The organism is Planotetraspora silvatica, from assembly GCF_016863315.1.
GTDB classification, from domain to species: Bacteria; Actinomycetota; Actinomycetes; order Streptosporangiales; family Streptosporangiaceae; genus Planotetraspora; species Planotetraspora silvatica.
Map to the genome: position 1 here is coordinate 103,314 of NZ_BOOQ01000028.1, position 26,104 is coordinate 129,417.

19 protein-coding genes are annotated in these 26,104 nt (G+C 70.1%); 9 read left to right on the forward strand and 10 right to left on the reverse strand.

The features are described 5' to 3' along the window. Positions 1 to 163: 163 nt before the first annotated feature. The 4 genes from lanKC (at position 164) to Psi02_RS22010 (ending at position 6,406) form a co-directional block, all read left to right on the forward strand. Positions 164 to 2,761, forward strand: coding sequence for a class III lanthionine synthetase LanKC (gene lanKC, locus Psi02_RS21995; RefSeq protein ID WP_203977038.1), 2,598 nt, complete (start codon positions 164 to 166; stop codon positions 2,759 to 2,761). Further along, positions 2,762 to 2,899: a SapB/AmfS family lanthipeptide gene (locus tag Psi02_RS22000; protein ID WP_203977049.1), complete on the forward strand. Its 138-nt coding sequence runs from the start codon at positions 2,762 to 2,764 to the stop codon at positions 2,897 to 2,899. It begins immediately after the preceding gene. A gap of 121 nt (positions 2,900 to 3,020) precedes the next feature. Next, positions 3,021 to 4,712 (forward strand): ABC transporter ATP-binding protein, encoded by a 1,692-nt coding sequence (locus Psi02_RS22005; protein WP_203977051.1) that lies wholly within the window; start codon positions 3,021 to 3,023, stop codon positions 4,710 to 4,712. After that, on the forward strand, positions 4,709 to 6,406 hold the full coding sequence (locus Psi02_RS22010; protein ID WP_203977053.1) for an ATP-binding cassette domain-containing protein: 1,698 nt from the start codon (positions 4,709 to 4,711) through the stop codon (positions 6,404 to 6,406). Before Psi02_RS22005 ends, Psi02_RS22010 begins: the two co-directional genes overlap by 4 nt. Before the next feature lie 460 nt (positions 6,407 to 6,866). Here the strand turns inward: Psi02_RS22010 and Psi02_RS22015 are convergent, their stop codons facing one another. Together Psi02_RS22015 and Psi02_RS22020 are read right to left on the reverse strand one after the other, a co-directional pair. Beyond that, positions 6,867 to 7,523 (reverse strand): response regulator transcription factor, encoded by a 657-nt coding sequence (locus Psi02_RS22015; protein WP_203977055.1) that lies wholly within the window; start codon positions 7,521 to 7,523, stop codon positions 6,867 to 6,869. A 278-nt stretch (positions 7,524 to 7,801) separates the two neighbouring features. Then, the gene (locus Psi02_RS22020; RefSeq protein WP_203977057.1) at positions 7,802 to 9,025 is read right to left on the reverse strand and encodes a hypothetical protein; all 1,224 of its coding nucleotides are present in this window, start codon (positions 9,023 to 9,025) and stop codon (positions 7,802 to 7,804) included. A gap of 774 nt (positions 9,026 to 9,799) precedes the next feature. Between Psi02_RS22020 and Psi02_RS22025 the strand changes: the two genes are divergently transcribed. After that, positions 9,800 to 11,296: a peptide MFS transporter gene (locus Psi02_RS22025; RefSeq protein WP_203977059.1), complete on the forward strand. Its 1,497-nt coding sequence runs from the start codon at positions 9,800 to 9,802 to the stop codon at positions 11,294 to 11,296. Here the strand turns inward: Psi02_RS22025 and yczR are convergent. After that, positions 11,286 to 12,713: a MocR-like transcription factor YczR gene (gene yczR / locus Psi02_RS22030; RefSeq protein ID WP_203977061.1), complete on the reverse strand. Its 1,428-nt coding sequence runs from the start codon at positions 12,711 to 12,713 to the stop codon at positions 11,286 to 11,288. The two genes, Psi02_RS22025 and yczR, sit on opposite strands and share 11 nt — an antisense overlap. A gap of 63 nt (positions 12,714 to 12,776) precedes the next feature. Between yczR and yczE the strand changes: the two genes are divergently transcribed. The 3 genes from yczE (at position 12,777) to Psi02_RS22045 (ending at position 17,242) form a co-directional block, all read left to right on the forward strand. Then, positions 12,777 to 13,382, forward strand: coding sequence for a membrane protein YczE (gene yczE, locus Psi02_RS22035; RefSeq protein WP_203977063.1), 606 nt, complete (start codon positions 12,777 to 12,779; stop codon positions 13,380 to 13,382). Positions 13,383 to 13,392: 10 nt separating this feature from the next. Continuing rightward, positions 13,393 to 15,147, forward strand: a complete 1,755-nt coding sequence (locus tag Psi02_RS22040; protein WP_203977065.1) for a glycoside hydrolase family 15 protein — start codon at positions 13,393 to 13,395, stop codon at positions 15,145 to 15,147. A gap of 625 nt (positions 15,148 to 15,772) precedes the next feature. Next, complete coding sequence (locus Psi02_RS22045; protein ID WP_203977067.1) at positions 15,773 to 17,242, forward strand: sensor histidine kinase; 1,470 nt, start codon at positions 15,773 to 15,775, stop codon at positions 17,240 to 17,242. Positions 17,243 to 17,269: 27 nt separating this feature from the next. Here Psi02_RS22045 and Psi02_RS22050 read toward each other — a convergent pair whose 3' ends face one another. After that, on the reverse strand, positions 17,270 to 18,190 hold the full coding sequence (locus tag Psi02_RS22050; protein ID WP_239095059.1) for a hypothetical protein: 921 nt from the start codon (positions 18,188 to 18,190) through the stop codon (positions 17,270 to 17,272). A 43-nt stretch (positions 18,191 to 18,233) separates the two neighbouring features. Further along, positions 18,234 to 19,157 (reverse strand): S66 peptidase family protein, encoded by a 924-nt coding sequence (locus Psi02_RS22055; RefSeq protein ID WP_239095060.1) that lies wholly within the window; start codon positions 19,155 to 19,157, stop codon positions 18,234 to 18,236. Positions 19,158 to 19,303: 146 nt separating this feature from the next. Between Psi02_RS22055 and Psi02_RS22060 the strand changes: the two genes are divergently transcribed. Further along, a complete protein-coding gene (locus tag Psi02_RS22060) occupies positions 19,304 to 20,182 on the forward strand; it encodes a sulfotransferase family protein (protein WP_203977068.1) in 879 nt (292 codons plus the stop codon). Here the strand turns inward: Psi02_RS22060 and Psi02_RS22065 are convergent. The 5 genes from Psi02_RS22065 to Psi02_RS22085 all read right to left on the reverse strand — a co-directional run bounded on the left by Psi02_RS22065 (position 20,160) and on the right by Psi02_RS22085 (position 25,953). Further along, positions 20,160 to 22,055, reverse strand: a complete 1,896-nt coding sequence (locus Psi02_RS22065; protein ID WP_203977070.1) for an ABC transporter ATP-binding protein — start codon at positions 22,053 to 22,055, stop codon at positions 20,160 to 20,162. The genes Psi02_RS22060 and Psi02_RS22065 overlap by 23 nt on opposite strands. Before the next feature lie 54 nt (positions 22,056 to 22,109). Then, positions 22,110 to 22,967 carry an enoyl-CoA hydratase/isomerase family protein gene (locus Psi02_RS22070; RefSeq protein ID WP_373317652.1) on the reverse strand — a complete coding sequence of 286 codons (858 nt, stop codon included), beginning with the start codon at positions 22,965 to 22,967 and terminating at the stop codon, positions 22,110 to 22,112. 234 nt (positions 22,968 to 23,201) lie between these two features. Continuing rightward, positions 23,202 to 23,417 carry a helix-turn-helix domain-containing protein gene (locus Psi02_RS22075; protein WP_203886152.1) on the reverse strand — a complete coding sequence of 72 codons (216 nt, stop codon included), beginning with the start codon at positions 23,415 to 23,417 and terminating at the stop codon, positions 23,202 to 23,204. Between the two features lie 114 nt (positions 23,418 to 23,531). Then, positions 23,532 to 25,130, reverse strand: coding sequence for an ABC-F family ATP-binding cassette domain-containing protein (locus tag Psi02_RS22080; protein ID WP_203977074.1), 1,599 nt, complete (start codon positions 25,128 to 25,130; stop codon positions 23,532 to 23,534). Positions 25,131 to 25,278: 148 nt separating this feature from the next. Continuing rightward, positions 25,279 to 25,953 carry an acVLRF1 family peptidyl-tRNA hydrolase gene (locus Psi02_RS22085; protein ID WP_203977075.1) on the reverse strand — a complete coding sequence of 225 codons (675 nt, stop codon included), beginning with the start codon at positions 25,951 to 25,953 and terminating at the stop codon, positions 25,279 to 25,281. Between the last annotated feature and the right edge of the window lie 151 nt (positions 25,954 to 26,104).

Consider the following 26,104-nt stretch of genomic DNA (forward strand, 5'->3'; position numbering starts at 1 on the left):
GCGTTCGCGTCCCGACCCCTCCATGGATCCATCATGCGATCACCCATGACCTGAATCACGGTCGGCCACATGACGTACGCCTATACAGCTGTTGACTCACGTAACTTGGCCCAACCCCTTAATTCCGGAATTCTTTGAAGTGTTCGACCTAAGGGGACATCTTGTGATTAACACGTATGAGAATTATTGCTTCGCGGATCCTTTCTTCTATGACACGCTCGACCGGAAACGTGCCGAGCACCCGGACTTCTCCGTCACCGGCCTCGCCCTTCCGGACGGCTGGGCGCACGTCGCGACGGACACGTGGTCGCACTACGCGCCGGCCGGCGGCCGGCTGCCGCAGCAGGGATGGAAGATCCACGTCTCCTCGTGTCTTGGTCAGGCCGAGCAGGTGCTCGCGGCGGTGTGGGACTACTGCGTCACCCGTGGGCTGGCGTTCAAGTTCCTGCGCGGCCGGCGCGTCATGATGATGCGGAACTCGAAGTACGCCGGCCGCGACTCGAGCGGCAAGCTCGTGACGATCTACCCGGTCGACGAGGCCCAGTTGGAGCTCGTCCTCAAGGAGCTCGCGGGAATCCTCGAGGGCGTGGCGGGGCCGTACATCCTGAGCGACCTGCGGTACGGCCCCGGCCCGCTGTTCGTGCGGTACGGCGGGTTCGCGGAGCGGTACTGCGTGACGGAGAACGGCGAGCGGGTGCTCGCGATCGAGACCCCCGAGGGTGAGCTGGTCCCCGACGTCCGCGGGCCCGCCTTCGTCCTCCCCCCGTGGGTGACCCTTCCCGGGTTCCTCGAACCGCACCTGGCAGCCAGGAACTCCGTCACCATGGAGGGCCTGCCGTACCGGGTGGAGAGCGTGCTGCACTTCTCCAACGGCGGCGGGGTCTACCTCGGGACCGACGTCCGCACGGGAGAGCGGGTCGTGCTCAAGGAGGCGCGTCCGCACGCGGGGCTGGACACCGCCGGCCGGGACGCGGTCACCCGCCTGCGCCACGAGGCCGAGATCATGGAACGGCTGGCCGGGCTCGAGCAGGTGCCCGCCCTGCGGGATTACTTCACGCTCGGGGAGCACCACTTCCTCGTCCAGGAGCATGTGGACGGGACGACCCTGAGCCGCCTCATCGCACAGAAGCACCCGCTCACCAGCGCGGACGACGGGGACGACGTCCTCGCCGACTACACCGAGTGGGCGGCCGGCATGCTCGGCAAGGTGGGGCGGGCGCTGGCCGCCCTGCACGAGCGGGGTGTGGTGTTCGGCGACCTGCACCCGTTCAACGTCCTCGTCGACGGAGAACGTGTGGTGCTCATCGACTTCGAGGTCTCCTCGCTGGCGGCCGATCGGAAGCGCCCCACACTGGCGAACCCCGGCTTCGTCCCGCCGCCCGGGCGGTCGGGTGTGGAGGCGGACGAGTACGCGCTGGCCTGCCTGCACCTCGGCATGTTCGCCCCGATGGCCACGATGATGTTGCCGCTCCACCGGCCGAAGGCCGTCCATCTGGGCCGTCTGGTCACCGAGACCTTCCCGGTGTCTCCCGAGTTGGTCGTGGGAGCCGTACGGACGATCGTGGGCCACGAGCCGCCCCGGCCGCCCGCGAGCATGCTGGCGGAGGGCTGGCCTGCGATCAGGGAGTCGATCACCAGGGCGATCCTCGCGAGCGCGACGCCCGGCCGTGACGACCGGCTCTTCCCCGGCGACATCGTGCAGTTCCAGCCGGGCGGAGGCGTCAGCCTCGCCACCGGCGCCGCCGGCGTGCTGCACGCCCTGGCGGTCACGGGAGCCGGGCGCTTCCCCGACCATGAGAACTGGCTGGCCGAACGGGCCAAGGACCCCGCGGCCGGCATCGGGTTCTACAGCGGGCTGCACGGAGTGGCCTACGCGTTGGAGGCGCTCGGCCGCCGCGAGGACGCGCTCGACGTGGCCGAGGTCTGCGCCGGGGAGGACTGGGAGCGCCTCGACCTGAGCCTCTACCGCGGCATCGCCGGCATCGCGCTGAACCTGCTCCACTTCCACGACGTGACCGGCGAGGCGGCGTTCCGCGAGCGGGCCCTCCGGATGGTCGAGGCGGTGGCCGACCGGCTCGGCGGGCCGGACGACGTGCCCGAGATCAGCGGAGGCGTGCACCCGCACGCCGGCCTGATGTACGGCTCGGCAGGACCGGCCCTCATGTTCCTGCACGCCTACGAGCGGACGGGCGACGGCCACCTGCTCGACCTGGCCGCGACCGCCCTGCGGCAGGACCTGCGGCGCTGTGTACGGAGGGACGACGGCCAGCTCCACGTTCAGCAGGGCTGGCGGACCAACCCCTACCTCGACGAGGGGTCCGCCGGAATCGGGCTGGTCCTCGCCCGGTACCTCGCGCACCGGCGGGACGAGACGTTCGCCGAGTCGCTGGAGGCCGTCCGTCCCGTCACCACGCTGTCCTACTTCATCCAGCCGGGCCTGTTCGCCGGCCGCGCGGGGATGATCGCCTGCCTCGGGACGGAGGGACGGCCGGAGGCGGCCGCCCCTCAGATCTCCCGCCTCGCCTGGCATGAGCTGCCCTTCAGGGACGGCCTGGCCTTCCCCGGAGCCCAACTGCTCCGGTTGTCGATGGACCTTTCCACGGGGAGCGCCGGAGTGCTGCTCGCACTCGGCACCGTGCTGCACGACGAGCCGGTGCGCCTCCCCTTCTTCGAGCCCCCCGGATGGCGTCAGGCGCAGGGGCCCCTGCGTAAGCCCGCCGGGTCCACCATCCCGACGAGTAGTGGAAGGAGGTGTTCGTAAATGGCACTTCTCGACCTGCAGACCCTCGAGACCCCCGGTGGTCACGGCGGCGGTCACGGTGGCGGCGGCGGCAGCAACCTGAGCCTGCTGGCCTGCACTCCGCACGAGAACAGCAGCCTCAGCCTGCTCTGCGGCTGATGACGATTTAGCACGACAGACCTGGGCGGCCCTCGTGGCCGCCCAGGCTCTCGTCTCCCCGGGGCGCTCCAGCCGAGGCCCCGGGGAGCGGCCGGTTCAGGCAGGTTCAGGGAAGGGGCCGATGTCCTCACGAGCGGCGGACCAGCTGATCAGCACGGCCGCGCGGCACAGCGGACGGTGGCTGTGGCTCCTCGCCGCCACCGCGCTCGCCGGCTCCGTCGCGGAGTTGTTCCTCCCGATGGCGCTCGGCCGTACCCTCGACGCCCTGACCGGGACCACACCGGGCGGCCATGGATGGCTGCCCACGACCGTACTTCTCGTGATCTTCGTCGTGGCCTGCGACGCGCTCGGCGTCCTGTCGTCCGGAGCGAGCGGGGCACATGCGGCCCTGTGGTTGCGCCGCCGGGTGGTGGGCCACGTCCTCGCCGTCGGTGCGGCTATGACCAGGCGGTTCACGACCGGCGACCTGGTGACCCGCGCGGGGGTGAACGTGGAGGAGGCCGCACGCGCGCCCGAGGCCGTCGTCACCGCCGCCTCGCTGGTCATCCCCTCCGCCGGAAGCGTCGTCGCCCTCGCCCTCATCGATCCGTGGCTGGCGGCGACGCTCGTCACCGGGCTCCTGGCCATCGTCGGCGTCGTCAGGGCGTTCATGCGCAAGACCACCGCCGCCGCGGCGGGTTACCAGCAGGCTCAGGGGGAGATCGCGGCCCGGCTCGTCGGCGCCCTCGCGGGCGCGAGCACCATCACCGCGGCGGGCACCCAGGACCAGGAGGCGGGCCGCGTCCTCAGGCCGCTCCCCCGTCTCCGCGCGCACGGGCTGGCGCTGTGGCGGCTCCACGCGCGCGCGGGTGTGCAGGCCGCCGTGGTGATCCCGCTGCTGGAGACGGCCGTGCTCGCCGTGGGCGGGCTCAGGCTCGCGAGCGGCGACCTCACCGTCGGCGAACTGCTCGCCGGAGCCCGCTACGCCGTCCTGGGCGCGGGCCTCGGCTCGGCGATCGGTTACGCGGGCCGGCTCGCCCGCGCGCGGTCGGCAGCCCACCGCCTCGAACGGCTGCTCGCGGAGCGGCCCCTCTCGTACGGCTCCCGCCCACCGGCGGGCGGGCGCGGGCGGCTGGAGTTCCGCCGGGTCACCGTGCGGGCGAACGGCACGCCGCTGCTGAGCGACATCGATCTGGTGGTCCCCGGCGGGTGCTGCGTGGCGGTCGTCGGCCGATCGGGCTCGGGCAAGTCGTCGCTCGCGGCGGTGGCGGGAAGGCTGGTCGACCCGGACTGGGGATCGGTGATGCTCGACGGCGTCCCGCTGCCGGAGATCGGGCGTGACCACTTGCGCCGCGCGGTCGGGTACGCGTTCGAGCGCCCGGTCCTGCTCGGCGCCACCGTCGGCGACGCCGTCGGCTTCGGGCAGCGGTGGCCGGACGCCGGCCGCATCCACGCCGCGTCGCAGGATGCCTGCGCCGACGCGTTCATCCGCCGCCTGCCCCGGGGATACGCCACCCCGATGGCGGAGGCGCCGATGTCGGGCGGCCAGGCCCAGCGCGTCGGCCTCGCCCGGGCGTTCGCCCAGGCCGAGCGGCTGCTCATCCTCGACGACGCCATGTCGAGCCTCGACACCCTCACCGAGCGCCAGGTCAGCCGCGCGCTCACCGGCCGGCTGGCCGACCGCACCCGCCTGGTCGTGGCCCACCGGGTCACCACGGCCGCCCGGGCCGACCAGGTCGTCTGGCTGGAGAACGGCCGCGTCCGCGCGCACGGCACGCACGAATCGCTGTGGGAAGACCCGGACTACCGGGCGGTCTTCCAGGGGGCCTCATGAGGGGCGGGCTCGTGCGGATCTTCCTGCGCCGGTCGTTGTCGCGGGAGCCGTACCGGATCGCCCGTCTGGGCGCCTGGTCGCTGGCCGAGGTGGTGCCCGCGTTCGCGGGAGGCCACGCGGTGGCGCGGGCGGTCGACGACGGGTTCGCGGCGGGGCGTCCCGGGACCGGGCTCGCCTGGCTGGCCCTGCTCGCCGCCTCCTGGCTGCTGGCGGCCGTCGCGGCCCGGCAGATCCTGCTGAACATCGCCGCGGTGGTCGAGCCCTTCCGCGACGATCTACTGACCCACGTGGTCTCCGCCGCGTTGCGGGCGGGACGTGACGGCGACGCCGCGGCGGTGGCCCGGATGAACCATCAGGTCGAGCTCGCCAGGGACGCATTCGGCGCGATCATCACCGTGGTGAGATCGTTCGTGTTCACGCTGGTCAGCGTGGCGCTCGGCATGCTGACGCTTGCGCCGGCCGTCGTGCCGCTCGTGCTTCCTCCCGTGCTGCTCGGACTGGTGCTGTTCCTCGTGTCGCTGCCCGCTCTGGCCCGGCGGCAGCGGGACTTCATCGTGGCCGACGAGCGGACGGCCTCGGCTGTCGCCGTCATGGCCGGCGGTCTGCGCGACGTCGCGGCCTGCGGAGCCGAGGTCCGCGTCGCCGCCACCGTGGGCCGCCAGATCGGCGGCCAGGCCCGGGCCGCCCGCGCGCTGGCCCGGGTCACGGCCACCCGCACGTTGTCACTCGCCGTGGGGGGCTGGCTGCCCGTCCTCCTGCTGCTCGCGGGCACACCGTGGCTGATCGACCAGGGGCTGACGGCGGGGGTGGTCCTCGGCGCGCTCACGTACGTCATGCAGTCGCTCACGCCCGCGCTGTCCGGGCTCGTCCAGGGGCTGGGTGTCAGTGGTGTACGGCTGGCCGTCACGATGGAGCGGATCCTCGGCGGTGCGGTCCGGCCGGAGGTCCCTGAGCCGCGGCGGCGCCCCGAGGGCACGGGGCTGAAGCTGAGCGGAGTCACCTTCGCGTACGGTCCCGAGGCGGAGCCGGTGATCGACGGTCTCGACCTGGTCGTGCCGGAAGGCGACCACCTGGCGGTGGTCGGGCCGAGCGGGATCGGCAAGTCCACCCTCGCCGGCCTCGTCGCCGGAGTGCTGCGGCCGGCCGAGGGCTCCGTGCTGATCGGCGGCGTCCCCGCGAGTGAGGCGCACGAGGCGGCGCGGGCGCTGATCCCGCAGGAGGCCTACGTCTTCCATGGAAGCCTCGCCGACAACCTCACCTACCTCGCCCCTGAGGCGCCAGCCGGGGCGGTCGACGAGGCGGTGGCCGCCTTCGGCCTGGCCGACCTGGCCCAGCGGTTCGACGGCTACCACGCCGAGATCGACCCCGCCGAACTGTCCGCGGGCGAGCGGCAGTTGATCGCGCTGGCCAGGACCTATCTGTCGCCCGCGCGGCTGGTCGTGCTCGACGAGGCGACCTGCCATCTCGACCCCGCCGCCGAGGCCAGGGCCGAGGCCGCGTTCGCCGCGCGAGGGGGAACGCTGATCGTCGTCGCCCATCGGATCTCCTCCGCGCTCCGCGCCCGGCGGGTCCTGGTCATGGACGGCACCCGCGTCCTGCTCGGGACACATGAGGACCTGGTCGGCACCTCACCGCTGTACGCCGACCTCGTCGGCCTGTGGGCAGATCACCGCCTCCCCCATTCTTTGGCGTGATCATGCACAGGTTCGTGATCACCCGCACTCACCTGCCCACTTCCCGTGCGTGATCATGCACAGATTCGTGATCATGCCCGCCTACCAGCCCCTTTCCCCGCCGTGATCATGCACAACTTCGCGATCAACGTACCCGACCAGGGCAAATGACAACGGTGATCATGCATGAACTCGGCCAACGCTCGGGCCGCGCATGATCACGAACGGTGTTCCGGCAGGTCAGGCGTGCCGTACGCGAAGATGCGCATGATCACGCCAACGGAAGGCACTGGTCAGAGTTCGGATGCAGGAAGTTGTACATGATCACGGATTGCGAACGCGCAGGTCAGTGCCGCTTCTTGCGAACCTGTGCATGATCACGCACAAAGAAGTGCCTGGTGAGGGGGTGTGATCCCGAACCTGTGCATGATCACCGCCCGGGGGGCGTTGACTGAGCCGCCGCTCGAACTGCTCGCCTCAGTCAGCGCCGGGGGCGCTGGCGGAGGATGCCGATCTCGCGCCCGTTGGCCGGCCACAACCAGCCCGACTCGGAGGCGATCTGGATCGCCTCCACGCGTGACCGGGCGCCGAGTTTGGCGAGGATGCGGGACAGGTAGTTCCGGACCGTTCCATGCGAGAGCGAAAACCGCTCGGCTATCTCGCTGACGGTGGCCCCCGCGGCGGCGGTCTCCAGGATGTCCAGTTCGCGGGCCGTGAGCGGGTTGCCGTCCGTGTCGAGCGCGGCCGCCGCGAGTTCGGGGTCGACCACGCGCTCACCAGCGTACACACGGCGGATGCAGTCGACGAGATGGCCGGGCTCGGCGTCCTTCACGATGAATCCCCGCACGTTGGCGTCCAGCGCCCGGCGCAGGGCCAGGGGCGTGCCGAGGCCGGTGAGGATCACCGTCTTGCAGGTGGGTAATCGCCGGTGCAGTTCGGAGGCCGCGGTCAGCCCGTCGATCCCGGGCATCCCGATGTCGAGGAGGGCGACGTCCGGCCGGCGGAGACAGGCGAGCCTGACGATCTCCTCGCCTCTCGCGGTCTCGGCGACCACCTCGAGGTCGTCCTCGCAGGAGAGAAGCGCGATCAAGGCCTTACGGATCAGGTGCATGTCCTCGGCGAGCAGCAGACGAATCACAAGTGGTTCCCTCGCGCTTCCTTGTCCCCGACACCCGGACCGTGACGGCCGGGCTCACTCACTATGGACGCCGGACATCGTTTTCGGTTGCCCTCTCTACCCCATCTATTACCTTTAATCGCGAGTCTTGTCGGCGAAAGCCGTACAGGTCTGGAAATTGCGCGAATAGCAGAAAAATGCCCGGCCCCACGAGGGAGCCGGGCACGAACGAGTAGCTAGAACCACCTCAGCCCGGTCGATTATGTGATTTTTCGGGCAAAGATGGAATTTATTGCAATTTATGGGTTCTTATCCGCACTGATGTCACCGGCGTAGTGACCGGTGCCCGCATATTCCGCACGCCAGACGCCATCGCCCATTCCGCGAAGGCGGCCGCTGAACCAGCCGTCCTTGTCGGTGACGGCCGTGCCCATCGTGCGCCAGGTCCCCGCGCCGGCGGGCCGGAAGCACAGGGCCACCGACTGACCGGCGAACGGCCGGTAGTCCACCCGCCCGAGCGGGTCGACGCGCAGCAGCGTTCCGGTGATGCGGACCTGGTTGTCGTTGCGGACGACGTTCACCCCTTCGATCTCGGTCTGCCTCTTGAGGAAGAAGATCGTCCGAGAGGTGACGACGGTGCCTGCCGCGTTCCTCGCGGTGGCCGTGACCGTCCACTGGCCGCTGGGGTACCACCGCGACAGCGGTTTCTCCGGCAGGAACAGCCAGGTCTCCCATGCGGACCCGCTGCTGCTGGTGTTCGGGACCGACGTGGCAGCGGCCCGCATGGATCCATGCGGGATGGTGTGCGCGGTCGTGACGGCGGCGGGCGTAGTGGACGCGGGCGTGGTCGACGGAGCGCTCCCGGTCTGCGCCGGGAGTTGCGCCGGAGTCTGGGCGGGAACCTTGGCCGGAGCCTGGGCCTGCGCGGGAGGCGGCGCCTGCGCCGGAACCGGCGCGGGAGCCTTCACCTGCACGGGAGTCTGGGCCGGAGCAGGCACCTTCGCCTGCACGGGGGCCTGGGCCGGAGCCTGAGCCGGAACCTGCACGGGGACCGGTGCCTGAACCGGGGCTTGGGCCGGAGCCGGCGGCTGGGCCGGGGCGACGACCTGCGGCGCGGCGGCGGGAGCCTGCGCGGGGACCTGAGCCGGAGCCTGAACCGGAGCTTGGGCGGGAGCTTGGAGCGGGATCGGCACCGGCGCCTGAGCCGGCACTGGGGGTTGGGCGGGGACCCCCGGCACGACGTTGCCCGGGTTGGCGGGCTGCTGCGGGACGCCGGGCGCCGGTGGAGTCTTAGGACCATCTGGAGTCACAGGTCCGGTACGGCCAGGTTCGAGGAGAACGGAGACGGCGGTCGCACCCCGCGCCATCACCTCGATCACGACCTTGACCGAACCCGACGGCCCCACCACTGGGGTTCCCGGCTTCACCGTGATGGATCGGATGGCCAGTTCATCGGCGGCCGTCGCCGGGGCCGAACCGGCCGCCAACGTAACCGCCAGTCCGAGGATAGGCGTCGCAATCAAACGTCTCATCATGGCCAGTGACCGTACGCAGCCGGAGGTAATCCCCCCGCCCCTGACACACACCCCAATGAGCAAAACCCACCCCCCACCCCCACCGTGATCATGCACACATTCGCAGATCAGCCCCCGACCAGCCACTTCTCTTATCGTGATCATGCACAGATTCGGGGAAGGTGGCGCCGAACTGCGGGTGGGCACCCCTGATCATGCACAACTTCGTGCATCCGGTCCTTGACCAGCCTGTTCCTATGACCTGATCATGCACGACCCGCGGCACGCTCCATCAACGCTCTTCCAGCGCCCGGCGCCGCCTGAAGCCCCGACTACACCTGCCACCTGGTCGACGTATATGACGGGCCCGTACGGCTCTGCATGATCACGGGCGGCATTTCCGCAGGCCATCGCTACTTGTTCCGAACCTGCGCATGATCACGGATGCCGTACCCGCAGGTCGGCACCGCTTTCCCCGAATCTGTGCATGATCACGACAGAGGAAGGGGCTGGCCAGGGGTGAATCCACGAATCCCTGCATGATCACGGGCCAAGGACCCGCTGGTCAGCGCTGCCTTCTTCGAACCTGTGCATGATCACGCGGGGAGGGGCTCTCGGGAGGAAAGGGTTGTCACTTTGGGCACATTAGGGGGCTGTCGCCTCTATTGTGTGCCGGAATTACTCTTTTAAGTGATGATTTGGCATAGAAACTAACTAAAACGCAAAGAACGTCCATTTCGGGGGTAACGTGCTGTGGGCACTGCGTGAATCGGGGGAGAGCGCATGACACAGCCGCCCGTGCGGGATAAGACCTTCTTCGGCCACCCGCGTGGCCTGGCCACCTTGTTCGGCACAGAGATGTGGGAGCGCTTCAGCTATTACGGCATGCGCTCCATCCTCGTGCTGTTCCTGTCGGCTCCGGCCATCCGGGGCGGCATGGGCCTGTCGGAGACGACGGCGGTCGGCGTGTACGGGGTCTACATCGCCTCCGTCTACCTGCTGGCGCTGGTCGGCGGCTGGATGGCCGACCGGCTGTTCGGGCCGCGCAAGACCATCCTTTACGGCGCGATCGTCATCATGTGCGGCCATCTCAGCCTGTCGATCCCGATCGGCGGGGCGGCGGTCTGGCTCGGGCTCGTCCTGGTCGCCCTCGGCAGCGGCATGCTCAAGCCCAACATCGCGGCGCTGGTCGGCGAGCTGTACCGGCACGAGGACGACGCCCGCCGCGACTCGGGCTACACCGTCTTCTACCTGGGGATCAACCTCGGAGCCTTCGTCGGCATCCTGGCCGTCCCCTGGTTGCAGGAGGGCGACCGCTGGCACCTCGCGTTCGGCGCGGCCGCCGTCGGCATGGCCGTCGGCCTCGCACAGTACGTTCTGGGCCGAAGGCACCTGGGAGGTGTGGGCGAGGAGCCCGACCACCGGCTGACGCCGGCCGAGCGGCGCCGCTTCCGCGCCATCCTGGCGATCTCGCTGCCCTCGGTGGCGGCGGCCCTGGCCCTGTGGGCGCTCACCGGCACTTTCACCATCGACCGGTTCTCCCTGGTCCTCGCGATCGCGACGGCCGCGGTCCCCGTGATCTACTTCGTCTTCCTCTTCAACGGCTCGCACGAGATCACGCCGCAGGAGCGCACCCGCCTGTCGGCCTACGTATGGCTCTTCATCGGCGCCGCCGTGTTCTGGCTGATCTACGACCAGTCCGGCAGCGCCCTCACGCTCTTCGCGCAGAACAACACCCAGCTCGACGTCATGGGCTTCCATGTCCCGCCTGGCTGGATCAACAACGTCAACTCCCTCGCGATCATCTTCCTGGCCCCGGTGTTCGCCGACGTCTTCCTGAAGGCGGGCGACCGGGTCAGCGCCCCGCTGAAGTTCGCCGTCGCGCTCCTGCTCGTCGGCCTCAGCTTCGTCGTCATGTCCGTCGCGTCCGGCATCGCGGCGGGTGGGATACGCGTGTCGATCATGTGGCTGATCTCGGTGTACCTGATCCAGACGATCGGCGAGCTGTTCCTCAGCCCGGCCGGCCTGTCCGTCACCAACAAGCTCGCGCCACGCGCGTTCGGGAACCAGATGATGGGCGTCTGGTATCTCGCGATCTCCCTCGGCGACGCGATCGGCGGCCAGACCTACCGGCTGACCCGGGTGGTCCCCATGCCGGCCTACTACCTGGGCCTGGCCCTGGCCGCCATCGTCGCCGGCATCGCCCTGATGATGTTCGCCCGCCGGATCCGCGCCCTCATGGGCGAGGGCGAGTCCCAGCCGGCCGAGCTCACAGGGTAGGGGTGAGCGACGCCGTCGGGCGGTAGCCGTTCCGGCCCGGCGAGGCGGCGATGCGGCGGACCGCGTCCTCCAGCACCTGGGGCGGCTGGGTGAACGGCAGCCGCAGGTAGCGCTCCAGCGTACCCTCCACGCCGAACCACGAGCCGGGCGCCAACCGTACGCCGCAGGAGGCCGCGGCCTCCACCACGGACGTCGCGACCGGCGAGTCGAGCCGCACCCACAACGAGCCGCCCCCTCGCGGCACGGTGAAGCTCCAGGCGGGTAACTCCGCGCGCAAGGCCGCCACGAGCGCCGAGCGGGAGGCCCCCAGAGTGCGGCGGCGCTCGGCACGGCTGTCCTCGATGCGGCCGAACAGGCCCGTGACGACGAGTTGCTCGAAGACCGCGCTCGCGATGTCCACCGCGGCCCGCAGAACGGCCAGGCGGCGCACCAGCGCGGCCGTCCCCCGGATCCAGCCGATCCGCAGGCCGCCCCACCACAGTTTGGACGCGGAGCCGATGCTGATCACCCGGCCGTCGGTGTCGAACGATGCGAGCGGGGCCCGCGTGCCGACGTCGTCGATGGCGAGTTCCACCCACGTCTCGTCGACGAGCAGCGTCGTGTCGTACCGCCGGGCGGCCGCCACCAGTTCGGCGCGGTCGCCGTCGGCCATCAGGTGGCCGGTCGGGTTGTGGAAGTCCGGGATGACGTAGGCGAGCCTGGACGCCGACTGCCGCATCGCGCTGGTGATCAGGTCCATGTGCCAGCCGTCCTCGGGGATGCCCACGGGCACCAGGCGCGCTCCGCGCATCCGCGCGACGTCGAGGATGTGCGGGTAGGTGGGCGACTCAACCAGCACCGGGTCCCCCGCCCCGGACAGCAGCGTCATGAGCAGGTGGATGGCCTGCTGCGCGCCCGTGGTGACGATGATCTGGTCGGGCCGCGTGGCGAGCCCCCGCCGGCAGTATCTGTCGGCGATGGCCTCCCTCAATGTGGCGAGGCCGACCGGGTCGTAGCCGATCCCGAGGGCGTAGCGATGGTAGGCCTGTCCCGCCTCGGCGACCGCCTCACCGAGGAAACCGGTCGCCGACGGCGCCGCGCTGTGCAGCGGGAGCAGGCCGTCGTCGTCCGGCGCGATCCACGGGTTGTCGAGCCCGAGCGCGCCCGGTCCCGGAAGGGTGGTCCAGGTGCCCGATCCCTGGCGGCTGTCCAGATAGCCGTCCTCGCGCAGCCGGTCGTACGCGGTCGTCACGGTGGTCCGGCTGACTCCGAGGGCCTCGGCGAGGTGCCGCTCGGCGGGGACGCGCACCTTCACCGGCAGCCGCCCGTCCAGGATCAGGCCGCGTACGGCTCCCGCCAGAGCCTTGTAGTACGGGCGGGCGTCGGCCGGGACCTCCACGAGTCTCGCCAGCTGGGACGCACTAAGATACCGGTCCATAAGGCCACTTTTCCTGATTGGCTCTTTATTTGCAACCAATTGGCCCGAAAGATGGAAACCACTATGACTGAGATCTCGCTACCCCGGTTTGGTTCCCTCTCGTCCAGGCTCGTCCGCCTGTACGGCGGGCTCGTCGTCTACGGCGCCGGCATCGGACTGCTCGTTCAGTCCGGGCTCGGCCTCGACCCCTGGGAGGTCTTCCACCAGGGCCTGTCGTTCAGGACCGGCTGGTCGATGGGGTTCTGCATCAACCTGGTCGGCGCCCTCGTGCTGCTCCTGTGGATCCCGCTGCGGCAGCGGCCCGGCCTGGGCACGATCAGCAACGTCCTGATCGTGGGAAGCTGCGCCGACCTCGTGATGTGGCGGGTGGCCCCGCCCTCCCACCTCGTCGCCGAATGGGCCTTCCTGCTGGGCGGCATCGTCCTGGTCGCCGCGGCGGGCGGCCTCTACATCAACGCGGGCTTCGGCCCGGGGCCGCGCGACGGCCTGATGACGGGGCTCGCCCGGCTCGGCCTGTCGGTCCGGGTGGGCCGCACCCTGGTCGAGCTCACGGTGCTCGCGGCGGGCTGGATCCTCGGCGGGACGGTCGGCATCGGGACGATCGTCTTCGCCGTCACCATCGGGCCTCTCACCCAGGTGTTCATGAAGATGTGGCGGCCCGCCGGGTAGCCTGGCCCGCATGCTGATCGAGGACTACGCCCTCATCGGGGACATGCAGTCGGCCGCCCTCATCGGCCGCGACGGCTCGATCGACTGGCTCTGCCTCCCCCGGTTCGACTCCCCCGCCTGTTTCGCGAAACTCGTCGGCGACGAGTCCAACGGCTTCTGGCGGCTGGCCCCCACCGGGCAGGAGACGGCGACCCGGCGGGGGTACGTCAAGGACACGCTGATCCTCGAGACCGTGTGGGAGACCCCCACGGGGACCGTCAAGGTCATCGACTTCATGCCGCCCCGCCACGACAACCCCGATCTGGTCCGGATCGTGGAGGGCGTCTCGGGGACGGTGGAGATGACCGCCGAGATCCGCATCCGGTTCGACTACGGGCGGATCATCCCGTGGGTCCGCCGCTCCGACGGCGCCCTCCACGCCATCGGCGGGCCCGACTCGGTCTGGATCCACGCCCCCGTCCAGCTGAAGGGCAGCGGCTACCGGCACACCGGGACCTTCACGGTCTCCGCCGGAGAGCGCCAGGCCTTCGTGTTCACCTGGCATCCGTCCCACCAGCCGCAGCCCGACCGCATCGACGCCGTCGAGGAGCTCGCGGAGACCAAGCTGATCTGGGCGGAATGGGTCTCCCAGTGCGGCTACACCGGCCCCTGGCGCGACGAGGTCGTGCGTTCGCTCATCACCCTCAAGGCGCTCACCTACCGCCCGACGGGCGGCATCGTCGCCGCGCCCACCACCTCGCTGCCCGAGCACATCGGCGGGGTCCGCAACTGGGACTACCGCTTCTGCTGGCTTCGCGACGCCGCGATGACGCTCGACGCGCTGACCGACTCCGGCTACATCGACGAGGCCGGCGCCTGGCGTGACTGGCTGCTGCGCGCCGTCGCGGGCCGCCCGGAGGACCTCCAGGTCATGTACGGCGTGGCCGGCGAGAGGCGGCTTCCCGAGCTCACGCTCGACTGGCTTTCCGGATACGAGGACTCCGCGCCCGTGCGGATCGGCAACGGCGCGGCCGACCAGCTCCAGCTCGACGTCTACGGCGAGGTCGTCAACTGCCTCTACCAGGCCCGCAAGAAGGGGCTGCCCCCGGACGACCACGCCTGGTCCATCGTCCGCAGGCTCATGGACTTCCTGGAGCGCAGCTGGGACCAGCCCGATGAGGGGCTGTGGGAGGTCCGCGGCCCGCGGCGGCACTTCGTCCACTCCAAGGTCATGGCGTGGGTGGCGGCCGACCGCATGGTGCGCATCGTCGAGGAGCTCGGCCGTACGGGTCCGGTCGAGCGCTGGCGGGCCATGCGCGACCGGATCCACGCCGAGGTCTGCGACAAGGGCTTCGACGCCGAGCGCGGCACCTTCACCCAGTCGTACGGCTCACGCGAGCTGGACGCGGCACTCCTCCTGATCCCGATCGTCGGCTTCCTCCCGCCGGAGGACCCGCGGGTCGTCGGCACGATCGACGCGATCGAGCGCGAGCTGATGACGGACGGCTTCGTGTTGCGCTACCCGATCGCCGAAAGCAACGACGTCGACGGCCTCCCCGGAGCCGAGGGCGCCTTCCTCGCCTGCAGCTTCTGGCTGGCCGAGGCCCTCGCCCTGGTCGGCCGCAAAGACGAGGCCCTGGAGCTGTTCGAGCGGCTGCTGGCCCTGTGCAACGACGTGGGCCTGCTCGCCGAGGAGTACGACCCGGTCGAGGGACGCCAGCTCGGCAACTTCCCGCAGGCCTTCACCCACATCCACCTGATCCGCACGGCCTATGCGCTCAGCTAGCCGATCCCAAGAAGAGAAAACGGCGTCCTGATACTTCTTTTGCGTTTGATCGATCCGCGACGGCGACCGCCAAGTGTGCGTCACGACATGTGAATGAACGCGTAATCCCGGTCGGCCTTCGTCGAATCATCCGGCCGGATTCACCACCGCTCCGTCAGAGTCTCAGCGTCATCTTTACCATTGCCGCGCGGCCGGCCGGAAAGGCCGGCACCTGTCCGGCCACAGCGTTTTCCGGGAACCTCTTCCCCGGACGATCTCCCAACCTCACCAGCCACTCCGTCCGGGGACATCGGCAATCGTAAACAGAGATGTACCTCGTACGGGAGGTGCTTCGCACCCAGGCAGAAGGCTTTCCGGTGAACGAATTCGCTCACTAATCTGCTCTCTCAGGGCCCACGTAGCCCGCGTGGCCGCAGCACGACGTCGCCTGGATCCGAAAGGAGAGGGCACCCATGAACGTGGCCGAGCTTGAACATTGGAAGACGCTGTTGGTCGCCCTGTGCGGAGTCCTTCTCTGGATCGCGGTGTCCGCGGCGGCACTCCTGAGGTACTGGCTGGCCGGTTCACATCACAGATCTCGGGACTCCGACGATCCGCTCAGGACGTCGGGCAGCGGGAAGCGCCGGTGACGCCGGAGCTGAGCCGGCGGCCGGTCGACGCACCTGAGGGCGCCGGCCACGACAGGATCGCGAAGCGCCTGCCCGATGTGGCCGGAGTCGCCACCCGGCGAGCCTCCCGCACCGGCGTCCTTCGCCGGAGACCACGATCGATCCGCAGGCACTACACCATCATGTTCGCCACCGTCTCCTTCCTGTTCCTGACCACCCTCGGCGCGACTCTCGACATGCTCATAGAGAAGAACATGGAAGTCGAGGCCATCGGTACGACCGAGCAGGTCGCCACCGAGTGGAGCGCCCGGGTCCGAGCCGGGCACATTCCACGGATCATCCCGTCCACAGATCACGTCAGTCTCATCCAGGTGCTCGATCCTCGCGGCCGTGTCGTCGACGCGAGCCGAGCGGCCATCACACGGCCGCTCAGCGGATTCCATCCCTCTTCCAGTGATCGGGTCCAGAGCTTCACGCAACAGTCGCAAGGCGGTGAACCACTCGTTCTCACCGCCGTCCGCGTCACACCGGCCCGGAACTCCTCGTACGTGTATGCCGGGTTGCTCGAGTCCTATCTGCTGGCCGACCACCGGCTGGAAATCGACACCGCGGCGTGCGGCGCCTTCCTGCTGCTCCTCGAGACATGGCTGGCATGGAGTCTGGGAGGTCAGATCCTGCGCCCGGTGGACTCCATGCGCGCGTCGCTGTCGAAGATCACCTCTCCCCGCCCCGGCCTTCGGGTTCCCGTGCCTCCCGGTCAGGACGAGATAGCCCTGCTCGCCCGCACCGTGAACGAGACGCTGGCGCGGTTGGGGACGGCGGCCGAACGGCAACGCCGCTTCGCGTCGGACGTCTCCCACGAACTGCGGACACCCCTCACCGGCCTGCGGGCGCGTCTGGAGGAGGCGGTGCTCTATCCGGGAGACACCGATCCGCACAAGGCCATCAGGGGGGCGCTGTCCACCGCGGACCATCTCCAAGAGGTCATGGAGGACCTGCTGGTCCTCGGCCGCCTGCACGCGGCCGGTCCATCACCAGGCGCGCCGATCGATCTCGGGGCCCTCGTGGCGGAGATGGCGGCGATCCGTACCGGGACGATCCCGGTACGGGTCCAGATCGTGCCCGGCGTCCGCGTCCGGAGCTCGCGTGTCCAGCTGGTCAGAATCATGGAGAACCTGCTGGCCAACGCGCGAAGGCATGCCGATTCCCGCATCGACGTCACGGTCGCCGCCACGGGGAGGTGGGCGGTGATGACCCTGGCCGACGACGGGGCCGGCATCGCGCCGCACGACCGCGAGCGCGTATTCGAGCGCTTCACCCGTCTGGACGAGGCCCGTTCCCGCGATCCGGAAGGCAGCGGCCTCGGCCTCGCCATCTCACGGGAGATCGCCGAAGCGCACGGCGGAACGCTGCGCCTGGAGGACTCCCCCGGAGGGGCCCGTTTCGTGCTCAGACTGCCTCTGCTGCAGGACCGCGATCCCGACTGACCCTGGTCCCCGGGCGGAGAACGGGGCTCAGCGGGACGTTCCGGCGATGCGGGCGAGCAGACGGGCGAACTCCGGCGGCGGCGCCACGACCAGGCGGGTCTGCCCGTCATGGGTGATCAGATCGGCCTGGATTCGGGTCAGCCTGCCGCGGTGCCACCAGTAGACGTGGGGGCTGATCCCGTCGTCCCTGGTGTCGAACTCCCGCTGGGCGAACAGCCGGAGCCGCTCGATGGCCCGCACCACGCCGATGCCGGCGACGGGGTGGACGGCCACCGCCCCCCGGTGCGGGAGCACGGTGAGCGCACCGTCGGACGGCACGAGCACGTGGTCGGCCAGGCGGCGCAGGTGCGCGGCGGCGCTCGGCGCGGTCAGGAGCGACACGCGCGTGCCACCGAGGTCGAGCCACTCGGTCATCGGCCGCTCGTCCGCCAGCGCGTTGTCCAGCGCGAGGTCGAGGGCCTCGCCCGGGGGGATCGGCCAGCAGAACGCCTCCTCGGGGCGGACCGGCCGCGCACCGATGGTGAGCACCTCGATCAGGTCGGCGCTCAGGTGGCGGCCGATGATCCGGGAGGGGTCGGGAATGGCCGGGTCGTCCGCGGCGTGAACCCTCGTGCGCAGCAACGGCCGGATGGGCGCGAGGTTGCAGGCGTCGAACGGCTCACCCGACACGGCGTGGGCGAGGTGCTCGGAGACCAGCATCGGCCAGTCCTCGCGGGCACGTCGCGCGGCCTCCCTGCGCAGTCCCACGAGGTTGACCACGCGCCCGCTCTCCGGGGTCTCGTCGGCCGAACCGAGCGTGAGCGAGGTCCCGTCCTCAGCGAAGCCGCAGGTGAACCCCATCGTCTCGGCGACCAGCGCGAGCAGGGAGTCGAGGTCGGCATCCTCCGCCGATCTCGATGGAGGGAGATCAGGTTGCGTCCGGCCGAGCAGTCGCCGCAAGAGTCGCAATGCACCATCCCTCCACCGCTGCCCGGATAATTCCAGGCGGCTTTCAGGGTGCCCTGTCCGGATAGCGGAACATGCCAGTCAGAGAGCACGATTTGGTATCAATAACCCCATCTGTCTCCAGCCACACACCGAACTGTGGTGATCCATGTCCGATGGGAAGGCCCGCGATGATGGGCACACCAAGGGATGCGAGCCGTTCGGTCAGCACCGGCAGCGGATCTCCGCAGTCCACCCACGACCCGAGCACGAAGCCCAGCGCACCGTCGAGGCAACCCGCCTGGAGCAACTGCGTCAGCATGCGGTCGATCCGGTACGGCTCCTCGCTCACGTCCTCGAGCAGGACGATGCGGCCCTGCGCGCGCATGGCGTACGGCGTGCCCGCCAGAGCGGCGAGCAAGGTGAGGTTGCCCCCGGTGACGGGGGCCGTCACCGAGCCCTCGGCACCGATCGACGCGGTACCGGTCACCGGCCCGGCCGTCCCTCCTTCGAACAGGGTGCCCTTGAGGTGGGCGAGGGTCATCGGCTCGGGGCCCGCCTCGTCCGCCATGGTCGCGGAGGCCGGCATCGGGCCGAAGAGCGTCGAGACGCCGAGTCTGCGGGCGAAGGCCCGATGCAACGCGGTGATGTCACTGGAGCCGAGGAGGATCTTGGGTTCCGCCTCCCCCATCGCGTCCCAGTCGAGCAGGTCGAGCAGCCGGGTCGCGCCGTAGCCGCCTCGTGCGCAGATCACCGCCGCCACCCGCGGGTCGCACCACGCCTCCTGGAGTTCGGCCGCCCGCGCGGAGTCTGATCCGGCCAGGTACCCCTGCCTGTCCAGCAGGCGGTGCGACGTCCCCACCTCGAGGCCGAGATCCAGGAGGACCTGCTCGCCCCGGGCCAGCCGTACGGGGTCGACGGGGCCGGAGGGCGCCACCAGGGCGACGCGGTCCCCCCGCCGCAGCCGCCGGGGCGGGCTAACCACGGGCACGCCCGTCACCCGAAGGGGGGACGACCGAAGATCGGTACGTTCGCGCAGGCGGGGGCGGGTGCCGGACCGTTATCGAGGCGTCATCGTCCGCCCTGGCCGGGATGCGTCCTTTCACCCCCCAAAGGGTGTCAGACTTAGCCGTACCTATGCGACCTCCGACGCACATTCTCGTGGTCAACGGCGTGAAGGTCCGCCAGCCGGTGTTCGTGGTCGCCGCCCCGCACTCCGGAGCGGGCCTCTTGGGCCGTGCCCTGAAACGATCACCTGGCTTCCACCTGACGATGGGCCGCGGACCTGTCGCGCGGGTGGTCTACGCCTTCGCGCGGAGGCCGTCGATCGCGCGCAGCGGCGGGGCGCCGACCGTGATCCGCGACGTGCTGGCCGAGGCCTGGCAGGTCGTGCCCGGAGCCTGCACGGAGTGCACCGCGACCTGCCGGGAGGCGGGCGGCGTCATCGGCGCCGGGCCCTGCGTGGGAACGGCGAACATCACCAGGTTCGGGGACGCCAGCCCCGATCTCCTCTACAGCTCGCCCGTGCTGCTCCAGGCCTTCACCGACGCCCGGATCATCCAGATCATCAGGGACGGCCGCGACGTCGTCACCGACATGCTCGACGACCCCGCCTCCATGACCTGGTTCAAACCCCACATGCTCAGCGAGGACGCGGAGTTCCCCAACCCGTTCCTGGGCGTCAAGTCCGCCGAACACCGCGACCGGTGGAACGCCATGCCCCCCGCGGGCAAGTGCGCCCTGCGCTGGCGCAGCGCCGTACGGCTCAGCGCGACCCTGCGCAGGGAGGTGCCCAGGGAACAGCTGCTCACCCTGCGCTATGAGGAGATGCTCGACTCCCCCGCCGAGACGAGCAAGGCCGTGTCGGAGTTCCTGGAGACCAGGGTCTCCACCATCGCCCTGTACGGCACGGCCGCCCCCAAGCCGGGCAGATGGCGCAAGGCCCTGGCGCCCTCGGACGCCGAACTCGTCGAGAAGGTGGCCCGCGAGGAGCTCACCCGCCTGGGCTACCTGTGAGGTCCGGGCTGCCGGTGAACTGGGTTCGGTACAGCTCCGCGTAGACGCCGTCGCGCTCGAGCAGCGAGTCGTGGTCTCCGCGCTCCACGACCGTCCCGTCCTCGATCACCAGGATGGTGTCGGCCTCGCGGATCGTGGACAGCCGGTGGGCGATCACCAGGGAGGTCCGCCCGTGGAGGGCCGACTTCAGCGCCTTCTGCACCGCGGCCTCGGACTCGGAGTCGAGATGGGCGGTGGCCTCGTCGAGGACCACGACCCTGGGCGCCTTCAGCAGGAGCCGGGCCAGGGCGATCCGCTGCTTCTCCCCGCCCGACAACCGGTAGCCCCGGTCGCCCACGACCGTGTCGAGCCCCTCGGGCAGGCCGCCGACCAGGTCGGAGATCTGCGCCGCGCGCAGCGCCTCCCAGATCTCCTCGTCGGTCGCCTCCGGCCGGGCATAGCGGAGGTTGCTGCCGATCGTGTCGTGGAACAGGTGGGCGTCCTGCATGACGACGCCCACGGTGTCCCGGATGCTCGCCAGCGTGGCGTCGCGGACGTCCGTGCCGTTGATCCGGACGGCGCCCTCGTCGACGTCGTAGAGCCGGGACACGAGCGAGGTGAGCGTGGTCTTGCCCGCCCCCGAGTGCCCCACGAGGGCCACGAGCTCACCTGGCCGCGCCGTGAACGTCACGCCCTTGAGCACTTCCTGCGACGGCCCCGTGTCAGGCCGGGCCACCGACTCCAGGGACGCCAGCGACACCTCCGAGGCCGCCGGATAGCGGAACCGGACGTCGTCGAACTCGATCGTCACCGGACCGTCCGGGATCGGCGCGGCGCCGGGACGCTCGGCGACCATCGGCTTGAGGTCGAGGACCTCGAAGACCCGGTCGAAGCTCACCAGCGCGGTCATCACGTCCACGTGGACGTTGGACAGGCTCGTCAGCGGGCCGTAGAGCCGCATGAGCAGGGACGACATGGCGACCAGCGTGCCGAGCGCGAAGAAGCCCGAGACGGCCAGCTGGCCGCCGAGACCGTAGACGAGCGCGGTGGCGAGCGCGGCGACCAGGCCGAGCGCGATCCGGAACACCGCGCCGTACATCGCGACGATGATGCCCACGTCACGGACCCGTCCGGCCCGCTGGCCGAAGTGGAGCGCCTCGTCCTCCGGCCTGCCGTACAGCTTGGCGACCATGGCGCCGGCGACGTTGAAGCGCTCGGTCATCACCGAGCTCATCTCCGCGTCGAGCTGCATCTGCTCACGGGTGAGCTTCGACATCCGGCGGCCGACCCACTTCGCGGGGAAGATGAAGATCGGCAGCAGGATCAGCGCGACCACCGTGATCTGCCACGAGAGCACGAGCATGGCGCCGAGCACCATGACCAGGCTCACCACGTTGGAGACCACGGACGACAGCGTCGTGGTGAGCGCCCGCTGGGCGCCGATGACGTCGCTGTTCAGCCGGGAGACCAGAGCGCCGGTCTGGGCGCGCATGAAGAACGCCACCGGCATGCGCTGCACGTGGTCGAAGACCTCGGTGCGCAGGTTGTAGATCAGGCCCTCGCCGATCCGCGCGGAGAACCACCGCTGGACCAGGCCGAGCCCGGCGTCGAGGACGGCGAGCACGCCGATCGCGCCGGCCAGCCAGAGCACCACGTCGGCCCGCTTGGGGACGATGCCGTCGTCGATGATCGCCTTCATCAGGAGCGGGTTGGCGATCACGATCACGGCGTCGACCACGACGAGCGCCAGGAAGCCGACGATCTGCCTCTTGAACGGGCTGGCGTAGCGCGCGATCCGGCGAACCGTCCCAGGCGCGATCCGCTCCTTGACGACCGAACTGTCACGCCGGAGAGATCGCATCACCTGTGGGCCGTAGCCACCACTCATCGCCATATATGTTGTTCCTCCCGCTGCTGAAGCACGCGGAGGATACCCCCGATTCCCGCGTCAGCTGGAGGCGAACAGTGCCCTGATGCGCGCCGCCTGTTCGGTGCGCTCGGCCGCCGACTGCTCCTCCAGCGTGCGCCCGGGCGCCCCCTGCAGGAGCCGCTTGGTCGCCGTCGCGGCCGCCCGGTCGGTGGCCAGCAACGCCGTCGCCAGATCCTGTACGGCCTGTGCCAGTTCGTCCGGCGGGACGGCCATCTCCGCCAGGCCGAGCTGCAGGGCCTCGGCCGCGCCGACGGTGCGCGCGGTCAGGCAGATCTCGATCGCCCGCGGAACGCCGACGAGCTCCACGAGCGGCTTGGTGCCCGTCAGGTCGGGAACCAGCCCGAGAGCGGGTTCCTTCATGCAGAACTTCACGTCGTCGGCGACGATCCGGAGATCGCACGACAGGGCCAGCTGGAACCCCGCACCGATGGCGTGGCCCTGAACCGCGGCGATGGACACGATGTCGGGACGGCGCAACCAGAGAAAGCCGCGCTGATATTCCGCGACCTGCCGCTGGAACGCGTCGTCGTCGAGTGTGGCGACGGTCGCGAGCGAGTCCTGCCCGGGAGTTCCCCCGGGCGTGAACATGCTCAGGTCGAGCCCCGCCGAGAAGGACGGCCCCTCACCTCGGACCACGACGACTCTCACCTGTCCCGGCAGGTTCTCCCCGATCCGGGCCAGTGCCGACCATGTCGCGGACGTCTGAGCGTTCCGCTTGCCAGGCCGGTCCAGAATGATCGTCGCGATCTCGCCGTCCACCTCGAAGCGCAGCCCGATCTCAGCCAGCTCAGCCGCCGAGATCGCCTCCGTGCCAGGCGAGTCGCTCCCCCCGACGATGTCACCGGCATCGAGGACCGTGTCCCTGTCGCCGTCCACCGTCTGGGCAGACTCCCTGTTCCCCCCAAGATCCGCTTCCGCCATCGCCTGCCCCTGCTCCCCTCGAGTGGGCCTCGCCTCGCACGGTCGGTCCGGTGCGGCGTCCCGTCCGTGCGTGGCTCGCCCTCTTCTCCCACGGTCGCGTCGAGCCTACCGAACATCATTCGGTCAGCGGACGCGACCGCTTCGGCTGCGGGAACGAGCGGCTGCGGTCGCGCGTTGTGAGGCGGATCTCTAGCGCTTGGACTTGCCTCGGGTGGCCCCGCCGCGTCCGCGCAGAGTCACGCCGGACTCGCTGAGGATGCGGTGGATGAACCCGTACGACCGGCCGGTCGAAGCGGCCAGGGCGCGGATGCTCTCACCCGCGGAATAGCGCTTCTTGAGATCACCGGCCAGCTTTTCGCGGTCGGCTCCGGTCACCCGGGTGCCTTTCTTCAGAGTCTCAGCCACGAGTACCTCCTGTAGTGCCAGACTTCCGCAGCGTTACTTAGGCCATGATCAGTCATTTCGGCGCGATCGGCTACCTACTCCATGGGAAAAGATCCCTACCCGCTCAAATTAAGATCAGGCAAGTGCCACAAGATCGGAAAATTCGTCGCTCCACGCGTCTTCCACGCCGTCGGGGAGCAGGATCACCCGATCCGGGCGCAACGCCTCCACCGCACCCTCGTCGTGCGTGACCAGCACGATCGCGCCCACGAAGGAGCTGAGCGCCGACAGCACCTGCTCCCGGGAGGCCGGGTCGAGGTTGTTGGTGGGCTCGTCGAGGAGCAGCACGTTGGCGCTCGACAACACCAGCGTCGCCAGCGCCAGACGGGTCTTCTCGCCTCCGGACAGGACTCCGGCGGGCTTGTCCACGTCGTCACCGGTGAACAGGAACGAGCCGAGCACCTTGCGCAGGTCGACGTCGGCCAGATCCGGGCCCGCCGACCGCATGTTCTCCAGGACCGTCCGTTCCCCGTCGAGCGTCTCGTGCTCCTGGGCGTAGTAGCCGACTCTGAGGCCGTGGCCAGGCCGCACCTCGCCCGTGTCCGGCTTCTCAATGCCCCCCAGGATGCGCAGCAGCGTGGTCTTCCCGGCTCCGTTGAGGCCCAGGATGACGACCCGCGATCCCCGGTCCACCGCGGCGTCGACGTCGGTGAACACCTCGAGCGAGCCGTACGACTTGGACAGGCCCAGCGCGGTCAGCGGGGTCTTGCCGCAGGGAGCGGGCTCGGGGAAGCGCAGCTTGGCCACCCGATCGGTGCGCCGCACGGTCTCGACGCCCGCCAGCATGCGCCTGGCCCTGCGCTCCATGTCCTGCGCCGCCTTGGCCTTGGTGGCCTTGGCCCGCATGCGGTCGGCCTGCGAGAGCAGCACGGACGCCTGCTTCTCCGCGTTGGCGCGCTCCCGCTTGCGGCGCTTCTCGTCGGTCTCCCGCTGGGCCAGGTAGGCCTTCCAGCCGACGTTGTAGGTGTCGATGACGCAGCGGTTGGCGTCGAGGTGCAGGACGCGGTTTACCGTCGCTTCAAGAAGGTTGACATCGTGGCTGATGACGACCAAGCCGCCCTGGTGCGAACGCAAAAAATCACGAAGCCACGTGATCGAGTCCGCATCGAGGTGGTTTGTGGGCTCGTCCAGAAGGAGAGTCTCCGCCCCGCTGAAAAGAATGCGGGCCAGCTCGACCCGCCTGCGCTGCCCTCCGGACAGGGTCGCCAGGGGCTGTCCGAGCACCCGGTCGGGCAGGCCGAGACTCGACGCGATCGACGCCGCCTCCGCCTCCGCCGCGTAGCCGCCGAGGACGTGCAGGCGGTCCTCAAGACGCCCGTAGGCGCGCACCGCCTTGTCCCGGACGCGGGTGTCGTCGGCCGCCATCCCCTTCTCGGCCTCGCGGAGCTCGCGGAGCACCTCGTCGAGCCCCCGGGCGGACAGGATGCGGTCGCGGGCGAGCACCTGGATGTCACCGGCGCGGGGATCCTGCGGCAGGTAACCGACGTTGCCGGTGATCGTCACCGTGCCCTCGGCGGGCATGCCCTCGCCGGCGAGGACCTTGGTGAGGGTGGTCTTTCCCGCGCCGTTGCGCCCGACGAGGCCGATCTTGTCTCCGGGGTTCACCCGGAACGAGGCACTCTCGATGAGCAGCCGGGATCCGGCGCGCAGTTCAACATCAGTCGCGATAATCATGATTTGGGGAACACTCCCGGGAAGATGGGGTCAGGATCGGCGGGATGTCGATCAGTCGGGAGCGCGCATACACGTCATTGTAGGGGCAGCCGCACGCGAGGCACCTGTCCCGCCGTCCGCCTGCCCTCCCGCCCGGGTCGTGGAGATCTCAGCCCTCGGGGTCGAGCACCCGGATCCGCACGGCGCGGAACAACGCGGGAGTGCCCTCCAGGACGGCCAGTTTCGGGTCGGGAACCGGCAGGAAGGCGCCCGACTCGAGCGCGAAGACCGGTGCGAGGCGCCTGTCCCCGCGCAACTCGTCGATCGCCCGCCGGTCGCCGCCGAGCACGACGGCGTCGAGTCCCTGCGCGCGGGGGGCGAGCACCCGGGCCGCCACGTCGGCGGCCGCCGCCAGCGCCTCGGACGACTGCTTCTCCCTGCGCCTGGCGAAACGCTGCTGCGACCAGCCCCCGGCGGCGCTGCGCCCGTGGACGAGCCGCGATCCCACCTTCGAGGTCACCAGCCGCTCCCCCTCGAACACCCCGGCCGCGTGTCCCCCGAGGCGGACGAGCAGGACGCCGACCGTGCGCCTCCTCTGGGCGTGCGCGACGAGCGCGGCGGCCGGCCCCTCCCCCACGCCGGGGGAATCGTCGCGGCCGAGAGGCGGGAAGGGGACGTGGCACTCGGCCGCCGAGCCGTCGGCGGCGGCGAGCCGTACGAGGCCGGGACCGGCGGTCGCCTCGACGGCGCCGTGCCGCTCCGCGAAACCCCGGATCCACCCCGCGAGCCGCTCAGGCGCGACCGTCACCCATCGTCCGCCGCCCGCGGCCGGCCGTGCCGTCATGACAGCAGAGATTACCCGTCATCCGTGGGGTCTGTAGGCCCTGACCAGGCATGACGGCCGTCGGTCAAGCCCTTCAGGGACCATCTCAACATATGGGGAAATATGGGTGAATTCTACTTCCCGTGGCCGATGTGACCGATCAGTAAGGTTG

Bases quoted from the DNA above. Each gene is read 5' to 3' on its own strand.
- Psi02_RS22000 (WP_203977049.1), top strand. From the start codon at position 2,762: ATGGCACTTCTCGACCTGCAGACCCTCGAGACCCCCGGTGGTCACGGC.
- Psi02_RS22005 (WP_203977051.1), top strand. From the start codon at position 3,021: ATGTCCTCACGAGCGGCGGACCAGCTGATCAGCACGGCCGCGCGGCAC.
- Psi02_RS22010 (WP_203977053.1), top strand. From the start codon at position 4,709: ATGAGGGGCGGGCTCGTGCGGATCTTCCTGCGCCGGTCGTTGTCGCGG.
- Psi02_RS22025 (WP_203977059.1), top strand. From the start codon at position 9,800: ATGACACAGCCGCCCGTGCGGGATAAGACCTTCTTCGGCCACCCGCGT.
- yczR (WP_203977061.1), bottom strand. From the start codon at position 12,713: ATGGACCGGTATCTTAGTGCGTCCCAGCTGGCGAGACTCGTGGAGGTC.
- yczE (WP_203977063.1), top strand. From the start codon at position 12,777: ATGACTGAGATCTCGCTACCCCGGTTTGGTTCCCTCTCGTCCAGGCTC.
- Psi02_RS22040 (WP_203977065.1), top strand. From the start codon at position 13,393: ATGCTGATCGAGGACTACGCCCTCATCGGGGACATGCAGTCGGCCGCC.
- Psi02_RS22060 (WP_203977068.1), top strand. From the start codon at position 19,304: ATGCGACCTCCGACGCACATTCTCGTGGTCAACGGCGTGAAGGTCCGC.
- Psi02_RS22065 (WP_203977070.1), bottom strand. From the start codon at position 22,055: ATGGCGATGAGTGGTGGCTACGGCCCACAGGTGATGCGATCTCTCCGG.
- Psi02_RS22080 (WP_203977074.1), bottom strand. From the start codon at position 25,130: ATGATTATCGCGACTGATGTTGAACTGCGCGCCGGATCCCGGCTGCTC.
- Psi02_RS22085 (WP_203977075.1), bottom strand. From the start codon at position 25,953: ATGACGGCACGGCCGGCCGCGGGCGGCGGACGATGGGTGACGGTCGCG.